This window comes from Mycobacterium colombiense (assembly GCF_001672755.1).
GTDB classification, from domain to species: Bacteria; Actinomycetota; Actinomycetes; order Mycobacteriales; family Mycobacteriaceae; genus Mycobacterium; species Mycobacterium colombiense_C.
The window spans coordinates 69,246-85,284 of record NZ_LZKI01000064.1; the positions used below are offsets into that span (position 1 = coordinate 69,246).

Here is a 16,039-nt window from a genome sequence, read left to right on the forward strand (position 1 = left end):
CGGGCCCGCAAAAAGGGCCGCTGTGCTGCGGCCCTTTCTCAGTGGAGCTGCCGGGAATCGAACCCGGGTCCTACGGCATTCCCTCAAGGCTTCTCCGTGCGCAGTTCGCTACGCCTCTACTCGGATCTCCTGATCACGCGAACAAGTCAGGATGACGATCCCAGTCGCTGTTGGTGTCCCGATGAGTCCCGCGACCGAACTCATCGGTGGATCCCTCTAGCTGACGCCAGGGTCCGGGTCGAGGGCTTTCCCGGTCTGACGGACTAGCTGTCGCTTAGGCAGCGAGAGCGTAGTCGCGCTGATGTGAATCGGCGCTTATCTGTTTGCAACGACGCTTACGGTGGTCAGTTGCCTGCACCGGCACGCTTCCCTTGATTCGATGCGCGAAGTCGAAACCTTTCAGCCCCTCGCACCCCACCGAGTTTCGGCAGGAATATCAATGGTACCTGCATACCAACCAGCGGCAACGCAATAATCTTCCGCGCCGGGCTGTCGATCAGATCACGAAGTTGAGGTGCTCGACGATTTGCGCCGCGAAGTCCCGATCGCCGTCAAGCTCGATGTCCTGAGTCCGGGCGGGACACATGGGGCGCCCGCCGGCGAGCCTGGTGAACTGCAGCCCGTCCAGCCGGATGGTCGCGGTCGGGTCCTGCCCGGCGAAGTCGTCGACCACCGCGGCCCGCCCGTCGACGCTGACCCGGATGGTGCGGGCCAGCGGTCCGGTGAGGTCGAACTGGACGCGGGAACCGTCGGGCGCCTTGGCCAGCTTGCCCACGACGTAGCCCATCGTCGCGGCGATCTCGTCGACGGCCAGCGACGCCGCCAGGCCGGCCAGCTCATCGTCGGACGGCGGCCGTTCCAACGCCACGCGCATGTCTTGTTCATGCATCCAGCAGTCGAACACGCGGACCCGCATGAATCGACCATAGGAATCCGGGCCCGTCGGAGTCATCGTCACCGCGTCCCATTCCTCGCCGGACAGGCTGGTCAGCGCCTCGCGCCGATCGGTGGTGATCGCCCTGAAGCTTTCTAGCACGTCGGCGTCGGCGTGGGCGCTCAGCTGGCGAACCCAACACTCGTTCATCACACCGACGTCGTTGCGCACATGCTGCAGCGTCGAGACGTCGATGTCGGGCTGCGGTGCGGCAATGCCGGCGAGGAACGACTCGGTGCCGATCATGTGCGCCACCAAGGCCTTGACGTCCCAGCCCGGCAGGGGGCTCGCCGCCCGCCATTGCGCTTCGGACAACCCGGCGAGTAGCGCGTCGATGTCGTCCCACACCGCGAAGAGACCGGAGAGCACGGCAGACTTGTCGAGTTTGGTGACGGGACGATCGGCCATGCTCAGGATCGTAGGCCGATCCATCAACAGCAGGCGCCTCGGTGCCGTCAGGCGGACGCGATCATCGCCACGGAGCCCATGGCGAGCACCATGCCAATGCCCTGCAAGCGGGTCACCCGCTCACGCAGCACCACCATCGCCAGCACGACCGTCGCGGCCGGATACAGCGAGATCAGGATGCTGGCCAGCGACAGCAGCCAGGTGTGCAGCGCCGCCAGCATGGTGATGTTGGCGAAGATATCGAGCACCGCGACGGCCACGGCCAATTTGAGTGGCCGTCCGCGCGGCATCTCCAGGTTCTGGCTGGTTTTGGCCATGGCGAACACCACCAGGCTGGCCGCCACCCGGGCGAAGACGAGGGGCCAAAGCTTGCACGCGTGCGGCGCCTGGTGCAGGAACACCAGGTTCAACCCCATCGCCGAGCCCGCAACTACTGTGAGCCAGGCCACTTTTGGCGTAAAACGGTACGGCGTGCCCTCGACGGGGGCCTCACGACTCACGAGCATCACCGCGCCCAGCGCCAGGACGACGCCCACCAGGGCCGCCTGCCCGGGCCGCTCCCCCAGCGCCATACCCACCGCGACTGGTACCGCGGCGTTGAGCACGGCCGCCAACGGCGAGACAACCGAAATCGGCCCGGAGCCAAGGGCAGCGAAGAACGCCCACATACCGAACGCCATGCCGATGCCGTATAGGCATCCCCATAGAACGGCGCCGGTGTGAATAGGGCCGCCGACGAAAACGGCCATCACGCCCAGTAACAGCGTCTCGATCGGGTAGGCGACGAGCATGACGCGCAGCGCGGCCACCCGCCGAGCTGCTACACCGCCCACGAAATCGCTGACTCCGTACGTAACGGCAGACAGCTGGGCGTACGCCGCCCCGATCAGGTCATGCCCTTTGCTCGACGTCCCATCTCACGAACCACTTCACGCTGTGCATCGCGCTGCGCCATGTCCTGGCGCTTGTCGTAAGCCCTTTTACCGCGCGCAAGGGCAAGTTCGACCTTGACCTTGCCCTCGGAGAAATACAGAGACAACGGCATCAAGGCGAGGTTACCATCTCGTATCTTGCCGACCAGCCTGTCAATTTGTTGCCTATGTAACAACAACTTTCGGTTGCGACGCGGCTCATGATTGGTCCAGCTACCGTGCTGATACTCCGGAATGTACAAGTTACGCAACCAGACTTCGCCGTCGTCGATCGTTGCGAACGCGTCAGCTAACGATGCTTGGCCTTGGCGAAGGCTTTTGACCTCGGTGCCCTGCAAAGACACTCCGGCCTCGAACAACTCGATGATCGAATAGTTGTGCCGCGCTTTGCGATTGGTGGCGATGACTTGTTTGCTGCCACCTTTGCCGCCCGCCGCCTTGGCTCGGCCGGAACCCTTGGCCACAGCTACCGCCGTATATAGAGGCGCAAGGTCGCGTACCCCGTCACCGCCGCCATCGACACGCCAAGCAGGAACAGCCACGGCGAGATGTAGAGGATGTCGGCGTAGTCGACCTTGGCGATGAGGTGTGCTTGATAGAACTGGCTCAGAGCGTTGTCCAGGAACAATGCCCGAACCAGCATGAGTCCGACGACCGCGATCGCCACACCGATGGCCGCGGCCAGCATCGCCTCCACCAGGAAGGGCAGCTGGGTGTACCACCGGCTGGCACCCACCAGACGCATGATCCCGATCTCGGTGCGGCGGGTGTAGGCGGCGACCTGCACCATGTTGGCAATCAACAGGATTGCCCCTACGGCCTGCACCAGGGCGACGGCGAACGCGGCGTCGCGCAGGCCGTCCAGGACGGCGAACAACCGGTCGATGAGGTCCTTCTCATTGAGGATGCTGCGCACCCCGGGCTGGCCCTGCATCGCGGCATCGAACTCCGCATGCTGTTCGGGATTGTTCAGTTTGACGATGAACGACGCCGGAAACGAGTCCTTACCCGCCACGTCCTTGAACTCCGGGAACTTCTTGATGGCGTCGTTGTAGGCGTCCTGCCGGTTGACGAACCGCACCGATTTCACGTCTTGCCGTGCATCGATCTTGTCGCGCAGCCCCTTACAGGCCGCCGACGCGCACGTCGTGTCGTTGGCCGAGATGTCGTCGGTCAAGAACACCTGCGTCTCGACGCGGTCGAGGTAGATCTCGCGCGAGTTGTCGGCGAGCCGGACGACCAGCAGACCGCCGCCGAACAGGCCGATGGAGATCGCGGTCGTCAGGATCATCGCGGCCGTCATCGTGACGTTGCGACGAAACCCGGTCAGGACCTCGTTGAGTAGGAAACCGAAGCGCACTTAGCGGTCCATCCCGTAGATGCCGCGCTGCTCGTCGCGAACCAGCCTGCCCAGGGACAACTCGACGACGCGCTGGCGCATCGCGTCGACGATGTGGTGATCGTGCGTTGCCATCAGCACCGTCGTCCCCGTGCGGTTGATCCGCTCCAACAAATCCATGATGTCCTTACTGGTATCTGGGTCGAGGTTGCCCGTCGGCTCGTCCGCCAGCAGGACCAGCGGCCGGTTGACGAACGCGCGGGCGATCGCCACCCGCTGCTGCTCACCACCGGACAACTCGTGCGGCAACCGATTGGCTTTGCCGGACAGGCCGACGGTTTCCAGCACCTCCGGCACCGTCCGGTTGATCGCGTCGGTTCGTTTGCCGATCACTTCCAGCGCGAACGCGACGTTCTCGTAGACCGACTTTTGCTGCAGCAGGCGGAAGTCCTGGAAAACGCAGCCGATGACCTGGCGCAGCTTTGGGACGTGCCGACCCCGCAGCTTGTTGACGTGGAACTTTGACACCCGAACGTCGCCGCTGGTCGGGTTCTCCGCGCCGAGCAGCAGCCGCATGAAGGTGGACTTGCCCGACCCCGAGGGGCCGATCAGGAAGACGAATTCACCCTTGTCGATCTTGACGTTGACGTCTTCCAACGCCGGGCGGGCCGACGCTTTGTACTTCTTACTGACATGGTCCAGGGTGATCATCACGGCACGCCAGTGTAGCGGTGATTTTCGCTGGCAGGCGAAGTCAACTGGCCGGTGGCGGCGAACTCGGCACCGGCCCGGGCCCCGGCTGGGGTTGCTGCGGCGTCGGTGTGGCGGGGCTTGAGCTGGGCGGGCAGAACGGCGCCGGCAGGATGCACGGCAGCTGCGGCAGCTGGAACGGCGGTGTGGTGGTTGTGGTCGTCGTCACCGGTGGTGGCGGCGGTGGCGGGGGCGGCGGCGGCGTGCTCGTCGGCGTCGGCGTGAAGGTGACGGTCGCCTGCGGCGCCTGAAGGCGGCTGCGCGGCACCCAGGTGTAGTTGGGGTCGGGCACGAAGCCGGGCGGCACCACCTGCTGGGCCGGGGGCTTGGGCGCCGGTTCCGGGCGGTAGGTGTCGTAGACCCACCACGCCACGAAGAAAGCGACGATCAGTACGAACGTCGACGTGCGCATCCGCCCGCCGAACATGTGCTTCGGCCAGCGATGCTCCGCATCCGAGTCGTCGCCGCGCTTCTCGAGGATGTTCAGGGTGAACTTCAACGCTTCTGCACCGCACCTTGGACTTCATCATCGTTTTGCTGTTCGGCGGCCTGGGCGGCCGGAACCGAGGGGTCCTCGACCAGGCCCACCTTCGCGTCCGCCGCGGTCACGATCCCGACGCGGGCCAACGCCCGGATGACCAGCACGCGCAGCTGCCGGCCGACCTCGAACTGCTTGCCGGGCAGCGTCCGGGCCACCAGACGCAGGGTCACGGTGTCGACCGCGATGCTTTCCACACCCATCACGGTGGGAGCATCCAACAGCAGCTGTCCGAGTACCGGGTTGTCCATCGCGCGGTCGCATTCCTGGTGCAAGACCTCGTTGACCCGGTTGAGGTCGGCGCTGGTCGACACCGGGATGTCCACCACCGCGCGGGCCCAATCCTTCGACAGGTTGACCACCTTGACGATCTGCCCGTTCGGAATGGTCAACACCTCGCCGTCCGCTGACCGCAGCCGGGTCACCCGCAACGTCACGTTCTCGACCGTGCCGCTGGCCTCCGTGGCGGACACCACGGTGATGGTGACCAGGTCTCCGAAGCCGTACTGGCGCTCCACCAGAATGAAGAAGCCGGCCAACAGATCTCGTACCAACTGCTGTGCCCCGAAACCCAGGGCGGCGCCGACCACGGTGGCCGGCGCAACCAGTCCGCCCACTGAGAACTGCAGCACCGACGAGATCTGCATGATGACCCAGATGCCGATGATGACGACCGACACCCAGGAGATCACCGACGCCAGGGCCTGCCGGTGCTTGGACGCCTCCGAGCGCACCAGCGCATCGCTCTCGGCGAAGCCCAGGTTGAGCTGATGCGTCACCTGCTGGGCCACCCAGTTGACGAACCGGGCCGCCAGCACCGCGGCGATCAGGATCATGACGATCCGCAGACCCCGGGCGATGATCCACTCACCGAGCTCGCCCCGCCAGAAGTCGTGCCAGCGGTGCGTCATCGATGCGGCGAGAAAACTTGTGTTATTCGTCATCTTTTCGGTTGCGCCAACGGATCCCCGCTTCCAGGAACCCGTCGATGTCTCCATCCAGGACGGCCGCGGGATTGCCGACCTCGTACTCGGTCCGCAGATCCTTGACCATCTGATACGGCTGCAGAACGTAGGAGCGCATCTGGTTGCCCCACGAACTGCCACCTTCGCCTTTTAGCGCGTCTAGCTCAGCGCGTTCTTCGGAACGCTTGCGCTCCAACAACTTTGCTTGAAGAACTCGCATTGCCGAAATCTTGTTCTGCAACTGCGATTTTTCGTTCTGACAAGTCACGACGATACCCGTTGGGATATGGGTTAAACGTACCGCAGAGTCGGTGGTGTTCACCGACTGGCCTCCCGGACCACTCGAACGGTAAACGTCAACGCGCACATCACCTTCCGGAATGTCGATGTGGTCGGTGGTCTCCACCACGGGAAGCACCTCGACCTCGGCGAACGATGTCTGACGGCGGCTCTGGTTGTCAAACGGGCTGATTCGCACCAGCCGGTGGGTGCCCTGCTCTACGGACAGCGTGCCGTAGGCGAACGGGGCGTGCACCGCGAACGTCGCGCTCTTGATGCCCGCCTCTTCGGCGTAGGACGTGTCGAACACCTCGACGGGATACTTGTGTTGCTCGGCCCAGCGGATGTACATCCGCATCAGCATCTCGGCCCAGTCCGCGGCGTCCACTCCACCCGCGCCGGAACGAATGGTGACCAGCGCCTCGCGTTCGTCGTAGTCGCCCGACAGCAGGGTGCGCACCTCGGTGGCTTCGATGTCCGCGCGCAGCGCCTTCAGCTCGGCGTCGGCCTCGACCAGCGCGTCGGCGGCACCCTCGCCCTCCTCGGCCGCCAGCTCATAGAGCACCGGCAGATCGTCCAGGCGTCCCCGCAGCTCCTCGACCCGGCGCAGCTCGCCCTGAGCGTGCGACAACTCGCTGGTTACCCGCTGGGCGCGCGCCTGGTCGTCCCACAGTTGGGGATCGGATGCCTCGTGTTCGAGCTTCTCGATGCGCGCGCGCAGACCGTCCACATCGAGCACTCGCTCCACCGTGGTCAGGGTGGCGTCGAGGGCGGCGATATCGGCTTGACGGTCGGGCTCCACAGGCGACAACGTTACCGGGGCCCTCCGGGCAGCTTCCGCTCGCTGCGAGTGTCCAGGTCACGACCAGCGGTCATGCGTTTAGCATCGAGTCACGATCATGTGCGCCCCGCTTTGCGCGCGACAGCCCCTTGCGCGCATTCGGGCACGAATAGAAGGTCGAGAATGCGCCCTTATCACGTTGCAATCGTTGGCTCCGGACCGTCGGGCTTCTTCGCCGCGTCCTCCTTGCTGAAGGCGGCCGACGGGTCCGAAGACATCGATATCGCCGTCGACATGCTGGAGATGCTGCCCACGCCGTGGGGGCTGGTGCGCTCCGGCGTCGCGCCCGACCACCCGAAGATCAAGTCGATCAGCAAGCAGTTCGAGAAGACGTCCCAGGATCCGCGCTTCCGCTTCTTCGGCAACATCTCGGTCGGCGAACACGTGCAGGCCGACGAGCTCGCGGAGCGCTACGACGCCGTCGTCTACGCGGTCGGCGCGCAATCGGACCGTGCGCTGAACATTCCGGGCGAGAACCTGCCGGGCAGCATCGCCGCCGTCGACTTCGTGGGCTGGTACAACGCGCACCCGAACTTCGAGGAGGCCACGCCCGATCTCTCGGGGTCCCGGGCCGTCGTCGTCGGTAACGGCAACGTCGCACTCGACGTCGCGCGCATTCTGGTCACCGATCCCGAGGTGCTGGGACTGACCGACATCGCCGACCACGCGCTCGAGTCGCTGCGCCCGTGTGGCGTCGACGAGGTGGTGGTCATCGGGCGGCGCGGGCCGCTGCAGACCGCGTTCACCACCCTCGAGCTCCGAGAGCTGGGAGAACTGGACAACGTCGACGTGATCGTCGACCCCGCCCAGCTGGAGGGCGTGAGCGACGAGGACGCGGCCGCGGCCGGCAAGACGGCCAAGCAGAACATCAACGTGCTGCGCGATTACGCGAAGCGCGACCCGCGCCCCGGACACCGCCGCATCGTGCTGCGCTTCATGACCTCCCCGATCGAGATCAAGGGCGACGACAGGGTCGAAGGGATCGTGCTCGGCCGCAACGAGCTGGTCACCGACGACAACGGGCGGGTGTCCGCCCACGACACCGGCGAGCGCGAGGAGCTACCGGTTCAGCTGGTGGTGCGCTCGGTCGGCTACCGCGGTGTGCCCACCCCGGGCCTGCCGTTCGACGACAAGACCGCGACGATCCCCAACAGCGGCGGCCGGGTCGAGGGCAGCCGCAACGAATACGTGGTCGGGTGGATCAAGCGCGGGCCGACCGGTGTCATCGGCACCAATAAGAAGGACTCCCAGGACACCGTGGACACGCTGCTGGCCGATTTGTCCGGCGCCGACGGCCTGGCGGATTTCCCCGGCGACCGCGCCGAAAAGCTGGCCGACTGGCTGGCGTCGCGCCAGCCCAAGCTGGTCACCTCGGCGCACTGGGATCTCATCGACGCCCACGAGCGCGCGGCCGGCGAACCGCACGGACGGCCCCGCGTCAAGCTGCCGAGTTTGGCGAAGTTGCTTCGGATCAGCCACGGGTGAGCCTGCCACGGGAGTACGAAGGGCTCTACTCAACGCCCGCAATTCTCCGTAGCGTTGGGGGCGTGGGCAGCGACCAACCGGTAACCGTGCTTTCCGAGGACGAGAACTGGAATTTGTTGGGCAGTGTCGCGCTGGGCCGCCTGGTCACCAACTTCGCCGGTGAGCCCGAGATCTTTCCCGTCAACTTCGTCGTACAAGACCGCACCGTGCTGTTCCGCACCGCCGAGGGCACCAAACTGTTCTCGGCCGTGGCCAATCACGCGGTGGTCTTCGAGGTCGACGACCACAACCTCGTCGCGGGGTGGAGCGTGATCGTGCGCGGTCGCGCACGATTGCTGAAGGCGGACGCGGACATCCAACGAGCCGAACGCGCGCAGTTGTTGCCGTGGACGGCAACGCTCAAACCACACTATGTGCGCATCACGCCGGCCGAAATCACCGGCCGTCATTTCCGGTTCGGTCCGGAGCCTGACCATCACGAGCCGGTTGCGTGACGAGCAACTCGGGTGCGTCGGCTCCGGTCAGTCGTCGGTGCAGGGCCCATGCGATCCGGCCGGCCTGAACTTTCGCCCGGTCGGCCGCCGGGCCGCGATACATCTCGTCAACAGTGTTGTGCCACAAGGTGAGCCAGCGCCGGAAGTGGCGATTCGACAGTGGGGCACGCCGGTGGATTTGGCGGTGCACCTGCAACGCGCTGCCGCGATAGAGCCCGGCGCGGAACAGCACGGTCTCCCAGAAGTCGCACATCGTCGGAACGTGACTCTCCAACCCCGTCGCCCGCAACTCGGCGAACGGTTCCGCCAGGACCTCGTCGTCCAACGCCCGCCCGTAGAAACGGCGCAGCAACGCCTCCACGTCGGCGCGGTCGACCAGGTCCGCACCCGCCTCGGCCGTCAGCTGGCTCATGGTCGGCAACCCTTTCGATATATCTGCAACTCAGCGTAACGCCATCTTGCCCGAGGGCGTGGTCTCACAACAGGGCCATTCGTCCCTTGACACCGCCAGGAAAAGCCGGCACATACCGGAGAAAATTCCCGGAATGCGCCAGCCCGACTTCGATGAACGCTGTTGCAGAGCAGTATGTTTCAGATCACAGCAGGGCTGTCCGGACTTACAGGTTGCCGCAACGTATCGCGAGCACGGAGTGGCCCTCATTACACAGGGCCTCGGCCCGATAGGAGTCGGTGACGAGCAGCTGGCCGCCATCGTGATGGGCGCGCAGGTACCGCTCCACGCCGCCGGTCACCATCGCCGGCTCGGCCTCCACATCCGGGTACAGCCGCATCCACCGCGCCAGCTTGCGATCCAATTGCCCTTGCGCTGAGAGCTTTTCAGCATCTCCGTCGGGCGCTTCCGCGGCTTTGGATACCGACACCGCCCGCAGCGTCGCTCGGCGCAGCCTGGCTTCGTCGAACGCGTGCCGAAGCACCGTGCCGTTGTCCACTTCGGTCACCACGCCACTGACCTGCGGCGTGGTCGGACGGCTCGCCGACGGTTGGATCACGGCGACCGGGCACACCGCCGAGCGGACCAACGAGGCCGCGACAGCGGGTCCCCCGTGGCAGGCGTGGTTGAGCCCAATCCGCCCTATGCAGAGCATGACCGCAGACCTCGATGCTTCGAGCAGCTTGGAAACCGTCCTGCCCCTGAGGATTTCGGTTTCGATCTTGACCGGTTCGCCCACGGCGTCGACGGCCCGGTGCGCGTCGGTCAACGCGGCACGGGCGACGGCGAGCCGGGTGTCATCGGTGCCCGCGCCAGATGCGTCGTGCGGGTCGATGACATACACCAATCGCAGCGGAATGTCGCGGCTGACCGCCTCGTCGATCGCCCAGACGGCCGCATGTATCGCCGCCCTGGATCCGTCGACACCTACCAGAATTGCGGGAGCGGGATACATGTTGCTCATCGCGACTTCCTTCATTGCGCGGTAGAAAAGTGTTCATTACACCATTCAGTTAAGACTTTATGACCCGTAAACCCCACTCCCCCAGAGGCATTGGTCCCGAAATAGGTGCCATTGGACTCTATGGTCCGCTCATATAACCGAATTGACTGTTGCCATCGCGACGCCAGCGATCGAGTATTAGGTGCGGACGAACCTAGGTGTGTTTGACAAGCGAGACAGCGGGCACCACCACCCATCGCCTGGACGGGAGACCTCGCGCATGACCGCTCAAGAGACATCCGCTCAACAGTCATCGTCACAGCCCCTGGTCGGAAAAGGCTGGGTCCAGGGCGTCGCTCTGGTCATGATCTTCGGCTTCCTGGTGATGGGGATCCTGGCCTACCGCACGTATTCGGCGTCGATGCCGATGCCGGACAAGGTCGTCAACGAATCGGGTCAGATCCTGTTCACCGGCCAGGACATCACCCGGGGACAGGAGCTCTACCAGGCCCGCGGCCTGATGGAGTACGGCTCGGTGCTCGGCCACGGGGCTTACCTTGGTCCCGACTACACCGCCGAATACCTGCGGACCGCTACAGAGGATGTCGCCGGTCAACTTCGTGCGCAAGGTGTCACCGATCCGCGCGAACGCGTCGTCACCGAATTCCGCACCAATCGCTACAACCCCGCCGATAAGACGTTGGTGTTCACCGATCGCCAGGCCGTGGCGTTCGACCACATCCAGAGCCAGTACGCCGCCTACTTCGGTGAGAACTCAACGAAATACGGCCTGCTGCCCCACATGATCACCGACAAGGCGCAGATCCGAGACCTCACGGCATTCTTCGCCTGGACGGCCTGGGCCGCGGCGGCCGAACGGCCCGGCCACAAGTACACCTACACCAACAACTGGCCGGCCGAGCCGCGAGTCGACAACGGGCCTACCGCGGCGGTGATCGTCTGGTCGGCGCTGTCGCTGATCGCGTTGCTGGGCGGCATCGGAATCATGTTCGCGGTCTACGGTCGCTGGAGCCAGAAGGTCGGCTGGCACAGCGCCGAGTCGACCACCCTGTCCTTCCGCCAGCCCGGCGAGGTGAGCCTGACCCCGGCGCAGCGCGCCTGCATCTGGTTCTTCGCCATCGTGTCGGTGCTGTTCCTGGCCCAGACGCTGCTGGGGGCCGCGGCCGAACACTACCGGGCCGATCTGTCCAACTTCTTCGGGCTGGATCTGGCCCGCGTGCTGCCCTACAACCTGGCCCGAACCTGGCATCTGCAGCTGTCGCTGTTCTGGACCGCGGCGGCCTTCCTGGCCGGTGGCATCTTCCTGGTGCCGTTCATCGCGCGCCGCGAGCCCAAACGCCAGGCGCTGTTGGCCTACGTGCTGCTGGGCGCGGTCGCCGTGGTGGTGTTCGGGTCGTTGATCTGCGAGGCGCTGTCCATCTACGGCGTGATCCCGGCGGGCGGGCTGTTCTCCCAACAGTGGGAGTACCTCGACCTGCCACGTCTGTGGCAGATCCTGCTGATCATCGGCATGTTCGTGTGGATCGCCATCATCTGGCGCGGCATCCGCGGCAGGCTCAAGGGTGAGTCGAAGATGAACATGCCCTGGCTGTTCTTCTTCTCCGGGCTGGCCATCCCGGGCTTCTACGCCGTGGGCCTGCTGGCCAGCAGTGACGCCCACTACACCGTCGCCGACTTCTGGCGGTTCTGGGTCGTGCACCTGTGGGTCGAGGACTTCCTCGAGCTGTTCACCACCGTGATGGTGGCTTACATGTTCGTGTTGCTCGGCGTGGTGCGCGAGAAGATCGCCCTGGGCGTGATCTTCCTCGACGTCATCCTGTACTCCGCCGGTGGGGTCATCGGCACCATGCACCACCTGTACTTCTCCGGAACCCCGGTGGAGCACATGGCCCTCGGCGCATTCTTCTCGGCCGCCGAGGTCATCCCGCTGACCTTCCTGACCGTCGAGGCGTGGGCATTCCTGCAGTTGGGTGCGCGTCAGCAATCCGGCGACGCCAACCCGTTCCCGCACCGCTGGGCGGTCATGTTCCTGGTCGCGGTCGGATTCTGGAACTTCTTGGGGGCGGGAATCTTTGGATTCCTGATCAACCTCCCGGTGGTGTCCTACTATCAGATCGGCACCGCGCTGACGGCCAACCACGCCCATGCGGCGATGATGGGCGTGTACGGCATGCTCGCCGTCGGCCTGGCCATGTTCGCCTTCCGCTACGTGATCCCGCCCGACAAGTGGCCCGAGAAGCTGGCGCGAATCTCGTTCTGGTGCATGAACATCGGATTGGCGTGGATGGTGTTCGCCACCCTGCTGCCGCTGGGCATACTGCAGCTTTACCACTCGGTCAACGACGGTTACTTCGAGGCCCGGTCGCTGGGCTACATCACCAAGCCGGGCAACGCCGTCCTGGAGTGGCTCCGGCTACCGGGCGACGCCATCCTGATCGTCGGTGGGGTGGTGCCGTTCGTCTGGATCGCCCTGACGGCGCTGCGCCACTTCCGGTCCGGGACCACCGCCGACGAGCTGCCGGAAAACCCGCTGTACACCCAGGCACCGACGGAACCGGAGCCCGGTGCCGCGGTGCCGGCGAGGGATTGACCGGTGACCGCGCCGAGCGCCTCGGTGTGGATGATCGCCGGGTATTCCCTGGCGCTGCTGGCCGTCGGCTGGAGCTTCGACGTGATGGCCCGGCGGGCTTCCGCGCACGCGGCACGTTGGCGCACAGGGCAATTCACCTACCGGCCCGACCATGATGCATGGATCTGTCCGCAGAATCATTGGCTGTGGCCGACGTCGTTCGATCCGAAACATCGGGTCATGCGATATCGCGCGCTGCCGGTGGTGTGCAACAGCTGTCCCGTCAAATCCGATTGCACGACCTCCGAGCACGGCCGCGAGATCAGCCGCGAGGTCGACCCGTGGCCGCATTCGGACGCCGGACGGTTTCACCGCGGGATCGCCTGCTGCGTAGCCGCACTGGGGATCGTCCTGCCGCTGGCGACGTTGGTCGCCAACCACTCCGCCGCCGACGCGCTGGTCCTGACGGCGACCGTGTTGATCGTCGCGCTGTTGGGGCTGCCGCTGGTCCGCCACCTGTGGAACACTCCGTCCAACGCGCCCGACCACCTGCCGCACCGCACCGCGATCGAGGACCAGGTGGCCGCCGCGATCGACCGGTACTCCACGCGTTGGGGCGGCGGCTGGAAAAGCAAGGAGGACAACACGACATGACTGCCCTTGTGGTCGGCCTGATCGGCGCCGGGATAGTCCTGCTTGCCGTGCTCGCGACGTGGTCGCTGGCCGTGCTGCGCGAGTACGAACGCGGGGTCGTGTTCCGGATGGGACACGCGCGCCCGCTGTACGGTCCCGGATTGCGGTTTCTGATTCCGCTGGTGGACAAGATGATTCGGGTCGACCAGCGTCTGGTGACACTCACCATTCCGCCGCAGGAGGTGATCACCCGGGACAACGTGCCGGCCCGGGTCAACGCCGTCGTGATGTTTCAGGTGATGGAACCGCTGAAAGCGATCCTGGCGGTGGAGAATTACGCGGTGGCGACGTCGCAGATCGCCCAGACCACCCTGCGTTCGCTGTTGGGCCGGGCAGACCTGGACACGCTGCTGGCACACCGCGAGGACCTCAACAGTGACTTGCGTACGATCATCGAGAAGCAGACCGAACCCTGGGGCGTGCAGGTGCGCGTCGTGGAGATCAAGGACGTCGAGATTCCCGAGTCGATGCAGCGGGCGATGGCCCGGGAGGCCGAAGCCGAGCGCGAACGCCGCGCGAAAGTCATCAATGCCCGCGGCGAGCTGCAGGCGTCGGAGGAACTGCGCGAAGCCGCCGAGACCCTCTCGAAGAGTCCGGCGTCACTGCAGCTGCGCTATCTCCAGACGCTGTTGGAGTTGGGGGCGGATCAGAACTCGACCGTCGTCTTCCCGTTGCCCGTCGACATCATCACGCCGTTCCTCCGGCACCCCGAGGCGCTGCAGGGTGTGGTCGATAGCTTGAACCATCGCGGGTGACCACGCACGCACTCCTACCAGTTATCAAGCATTTCAAATACTTTCGTTGTTCAACAGGTGTAAATCTAGCTCGGGCCGTTGGTTAATGAAAGATGAACGGAAGATGAACACCAGCTGAATTCTGCCAGGTCGGTGCCGGGAAATAGGCAAAACCCCGCATGCATCAGCCGCACCTGCGACGTTTGAAGGGCCCGAAAACCGAAGGTCTTCTTCAATGCCATGCGCGCACGCTCCGCCGACCCGATAACACGCGCCACGCTGACCGTTAGTCGGCGGTAGCGCGATCGCGCCGGGCTGCCCTCTCACCTGACGCGGGGTGAGCTTTGCGAGCCGCAAAGCGATTCCGGGAGCGGCCTTTTCTTGAGAACACGCCGATGCGGCGAGCGCCGGCGCCAGTGGCGTTTGCCCGAAACCGACTTTGAGGGGATGTATCACAGATGGATTGGGCTTTTGTTCCACCCGAAATCAATTCAGCCCGGATGTACACCGGCCCCGGGTTGGCCTCGCTGTTGGCCGCCGCCGGAAGCTGGGACGCGCTGTCGGCCGAGCTGGCCTCCACCGCCGAGTCCTACGAATCGGTGCTCGCGGGCCTGGGCCTGCAATGGGCGGGCCCCGCCGCTGAGTCGATGGCGTATTCGGCCGCCCGCTACATGGGCTGGCTGCAAGCCACCGCCGAGCAGACAAAGCAGACGGCCATCCAGGCGCGGACGGCCGCGGCGGCCTACGAGCAGGCGTATGCGATGACCGTGCCGCCGCCGGTGATCGCCGCCAACCGCACGCTGCTGGCATCGCTGGTGGCGTCGAACATCGTGGGGCAGAACACCGCGGCCATCGCCGACACCGAGGCGCAGTACTCCGATTTCTGGGCTCAGGACGCCGCCGCCATGGCCGGCTACTCGGCGTCGTCGACGGCGGCGACGACGCAGTTGCCCCGGTTCGCCACCGCGAACAAGTCCACCACCGAATCCGGCGTGAGCGCCCAGAACGCCGCCGTGGCCACGGCCAACACCAACGCCGGCGCGACCAAGGCTGCCGCGCAGACGTTTTCACCGCTATCCACCGATCCATCCGGATCGGGAGGGATCAGCACGGGCGACATCACCTACCTGGACGCCTCGACCTCGGGCAACAACGCCTTCCGGGTCCTCGACGCGATTCAGGGGACCGGCCTCGGCTTCAGTGCTCCCTACAACATGGAGCAGTTCGTGTCCGGCATCATCGGGGCGGAAAACAATTTGGGCATCCTCGCCAAGCCCGGGGCGGCCGCGGCCAATCTCGCTCCCGCGATCGCAGCGCCCGCACTCCGCGGCGCCACGGCGGGCCTCGGCGGTGGCCTGGGCAACGTCACCGCGACCCTGTCGCACGCCGGCACCATCGGGCCGATGTCGGTCCCCGCGTCCTGGGCCGCACCCACGAGCACCCACATCTCGCCACTGGAACCCGCGGGATTCACCACGATTCCGGGAACCGAGGAGCCGGTGGCGTCCGGGTATCCCGGGTACCCCGGCATGCCGGGCGGCGGTGCCGCGCGATCGGCCGGCGCGGGGGTCCCGCCACGCTACGGCGTGCGGCTCACCGTGATGCCACGCCCGCCGGCTGCCGGGTGACGTGGCGCCACTGGCCCGACTGCTGTCGGTCATGG

At 65.5% G+C, this 16,039-nt stretch carries 16 protein-coding genes and 1 other RNA gene; 6 read left to right on the top strand and 11 right to left on the bottom strand.

What is annotated here, in order from left to right:
- Window positions 1-39: 39 nt before the first annotated feature.
- The 9 genes from ssrA to prfB all read right to left on the bottom strand — a co-directional run bounded on the left by ssrA (window position 40) and on the right by prfB (window position 6,947).
- Window positions 40-407, bottom strand: a transfer-messenger RNA (tmRNA) gene (ssrA, locus tag A5708_RS08535).
- Between the two features lie 89 nt (window positions 408-496).
- Window positions 497-1,342: a maleylpyruvate isomerase family mycothiol-dependent enzyme gene (locus tag A5708_RS08540; protein ID WP_065028198.1), complete on the bottom strand. Its 846-nt coding sequence runs from the start codon at window positions 1,340-1,342 to the stop codon at window positions 497-499.
- 47 nt (window positions 1,343-1,389) lie between these two features.
- Window positions 1,390-2,232 carry an EamA family transporter gene (locus A5708_RS08545; RefSeq protein WP_155765943.1) on the bottom strand — a complete coding sequence of 281 codons (843 nt, stop codon included), beginning with the start codon at window positions 2,230-2,232 and terminating at the stop codon, window positions 1,390-1,392.
- The gene (gene smpB, locus A5708_RS08550; protein ID WP_044484454.1) at window positions 2,229-2,738 is read right to left on the bottom strand and encodes an SsrA-binding protein SmpB; all 510 of its coding nucleotides are present in this window, start codon (window positions 2,736-2,738) and stop codon (window positions 2,229-2,231) included. The genes A5708_RS08545 and smpB overlap by 4 nt, the downstream gene beginning before the upstream one ends.
- 2 nt (window positions 2,739-2,740) lie before the next feature.
- Complete coding sequence (gene ftsX, locus A5708_RS08555; RefSeq protein ID WP_065028200.1) at window positions 2,741-3,634, bottom strand: permease-like cell division protein FtsX; 894 nt, start codon at window positions 3,632-3,634, stop codon at window positions 2,741-2,743.
- Window positions 3,635-4,324, bottom strand: a complete 690-nt coding sequence (ftsE, locus tag A5708_RS08560) for a cell division ATP-binding protein FtsE (protein WP_065028248.1) — start codon at window positions 4,322-4,324, stop codon at window positions 3,635-3,637.
- 43 nt (window positions 4,325-4,367) lie between these two features.
- Entirely contained in the window at window positions 4,368-4,862 is a 495-nt protein-coding gene (locus tag A5708_RS08565) for a hypothetical protein (protein WP_065028201.1), read from the bottom strand.
- Window positions 4,859-5,845: a mechanosensitive ion channel family protein gene (locus A5708_RS08570; RefSeq protein WP_231117850.1), complete on the bottom strand. Its 987-nt coding sequence runs from the start codon at window positions 5,843-5,845 to the stop codon at window positions 4,859-4,861. The genes A5708_RS08565 and A5708_RS08570 overlap by 4 nt, the downstream gene beginning before the upstream one ends.
- Window positions 5,835-6,947 carry a peptide chain release factor 2 gene (prfB, locus tag A5708_RS08575; RefSeq protein WP_065028203.1) on the bottom strand — a complete coding sequence of 371 codons (1,113 nt, stop codon included), beginning with the start codon at window positions 6,945-6,947 and terminating at the stop codon, window positions 5,835-5,837. The genes A5708_RS08570 and prfB overlap by 11 nt, the downstream gene beginning before the upstream one ends.
- 162 nt (window positions 6,948-7,109) lie before the next feature.
- Here prfB and A5708_RS08580 point away from each other — a divergent pair, with 162 nt between their 5' ends.
- Complete coding sequence (locus A5708_RS08580) at window positions 7,110-8,471, top strand: FAD-dependent oxidoreductase (RefSeq protein WP_065028204.1); 1,362 nt, start codon at window positions 7,110-7,112, stop codon at window positions 8,469-8,471.
- A gap of 62 nt (window positions 8,472-8,533) precedes the next feature.
- Window positions 8,534-8,965, top strand: coding sequence for a pyridoxamine 5'-phosphate oxidase family protein (locus A5708_RS08585; protein ID WP_065028205.1), 432 nt, complete (start codon window positions 8,534-8,536; stop codon window positions 8,963-8,965).
- Here A5708_RS08585 and A5708_RS08590 read toward each other — a convergent pair.
- Entirely contained in the window at window positions 8,907-9,377 is a 471-nt protein-coding gene (locus A5708_RS08590) for a group III truncated hemoglobin (RefSeq protein ID WP_065028206.1), read from the bottom strand. The two genes, A5708_RS08585 and A5708_RS08590, sit on opposite strands and share 59 nt — an antisense overlap.
- Before the next feature lie 205 nt (window positions 9,378-9,582).
- The gene (locus A5708_RS08595; RefSeq protein ID WP_065028249.1) at window positions 9,583-10,380 is read right to left on the bottom strand and encodes a universal stress protein; all 798 of its coding nucleotides are present in this window, start codon (window positions 10,378-10,380) and stop codon (window positions 9,583-9,585) included.
- Window positions 10,381-10,639: 259 nt separating this feature from the next.
- Between A5708_RS08595 and A5708_RS08600 the strand changes: the two genes are divergently transcribed.
- The 4 genes from A5708_RS08600 to A5708_RS08615 all read left to right on the top strand — a co-directional run bounded on the left by A5708_RS08600 (window position 10,640) and on the right by A5708_RS08615 (window position 16,004).
- Window positions 10,640-12,970 (top strand): nitric-oxide reductase large subunit, encoded by a 2,331-nt coding sequence (locus A5708_RS08600; RefSeq protein WP_065028207.1) that lies wholly within the window; start codon window positions 10,640-10,642, stop codon window positions 12,968-12,970.
- A 30-nt stretch (window positions 12,971-13,000) separates the two neighbouring features.
- Window positions 13,001-13,603 carry a hypothetical protein gene (locus tag A5708_RS08605; protein WP_419538314.1) on the top strand — a complete coding sequence of 201 codons (603 nt, stop codon included), beginning with the start codon at window positions 13,001-13,003 and terminating at the stop codon, window positions 13,601-13,603.
- On the top strand, window positions 13,600-14,397 hold the full coding sequence (locus tag A5708_RS08610; RefSeq protein WP_065028209.1) for a slipin family protein: 798 nt from the start codon (window positions 13,600-13,602) through the stop codon (window positions 14,395-14,397). The genes A5708_RS08605 and A5708_RS08610 overlap by 4 nt, the downstream gene beginning before the upstream one ends.
- Before the next feature lie 437 nt (window positions 14,398-14,834).
- Window positions 14,835-16,004 carry a PPE family protein gene (locus A5708_RS08615; protein ID WP_065028210.1) on the top strand — a complete coding sequence of 390 codons (1,170 nt, stop codon included), beginning with the start codon at window positions 14,835-14,837 and terminating at the stop codon, window positions 16,002-16,004.
- Window positions 16,005-16,039: the final 35 nt, after the last annotated feature.

Coding starts and splice junctions, on each gene's coding strand:
- A5708_RS08580 (WP_065028204.1), top strand. CDS start 7,110: ATGCGCCCTTATCACGTTGCAATCGTTGGCTCCGGACCGTCGGGCTTC.
- A5708_RS08595 (WP_065028249.1), bottom strand. CDS start 10,380: ATGAGCAACATGTATCCCGCTCCCGCAATTCTGGTAGGTGTCGACGGA.
- A5708_RS08590 (WP_065028206.1), bottom strand. CDS start 9,377: ATGAGCCAGCTGACGGCCGAGGCGGGTGCGGACCTGGTCGACCGCGCC.
- A5708_RS08600 (WP_065028207.1), top strand. CDS start 10,640: ATGACCGCTCAAGAGACATCCGCTCAACAGTCATCGTCACAGCCCCTG.
- A5708_RS08615 (WP_065028210.1), top strand. CDS start 14,835: ATGGATTGGGCTTTTGTTCCACCCGAAATCAATTCAGCCCGGATGTAC.
- A5708_RS08570 (WP_231117850.1), bottom strand. CDS start 5,845: ATGACGAATAACACAAGTTTTCTCGCCGCATCGATGACGCACCGCTGG.
- ftsE (WP_065028248.1), bottom strand. CDS start 4,324: ATGATCACCCTGGACCATGTCAGTAAGAAGTACAAAGCGTCGGCCCGC.
- A5708_RS08605 (WP_419538314.1), top strand. CDS start 13,001: ATGATCGCCGGGTATTCCCTGGCGCTGCTGGCCGTCGGCTGGAGCTTC.
- A5708_RS08540 (WP_065028198.1), bottom strand. CDS start 1,342: ATGGCCGATCGTCCCGTCACCAAACTCGACAAGTCTGCCGTGCTCTCC.
- A5708_RS08610 (WP_065028209.1), top strand. CDS start 13,600: ATGACTGCCCTTGTGGTCGGCCTGATCGGCGCCGGGATAGTCCTGCTT.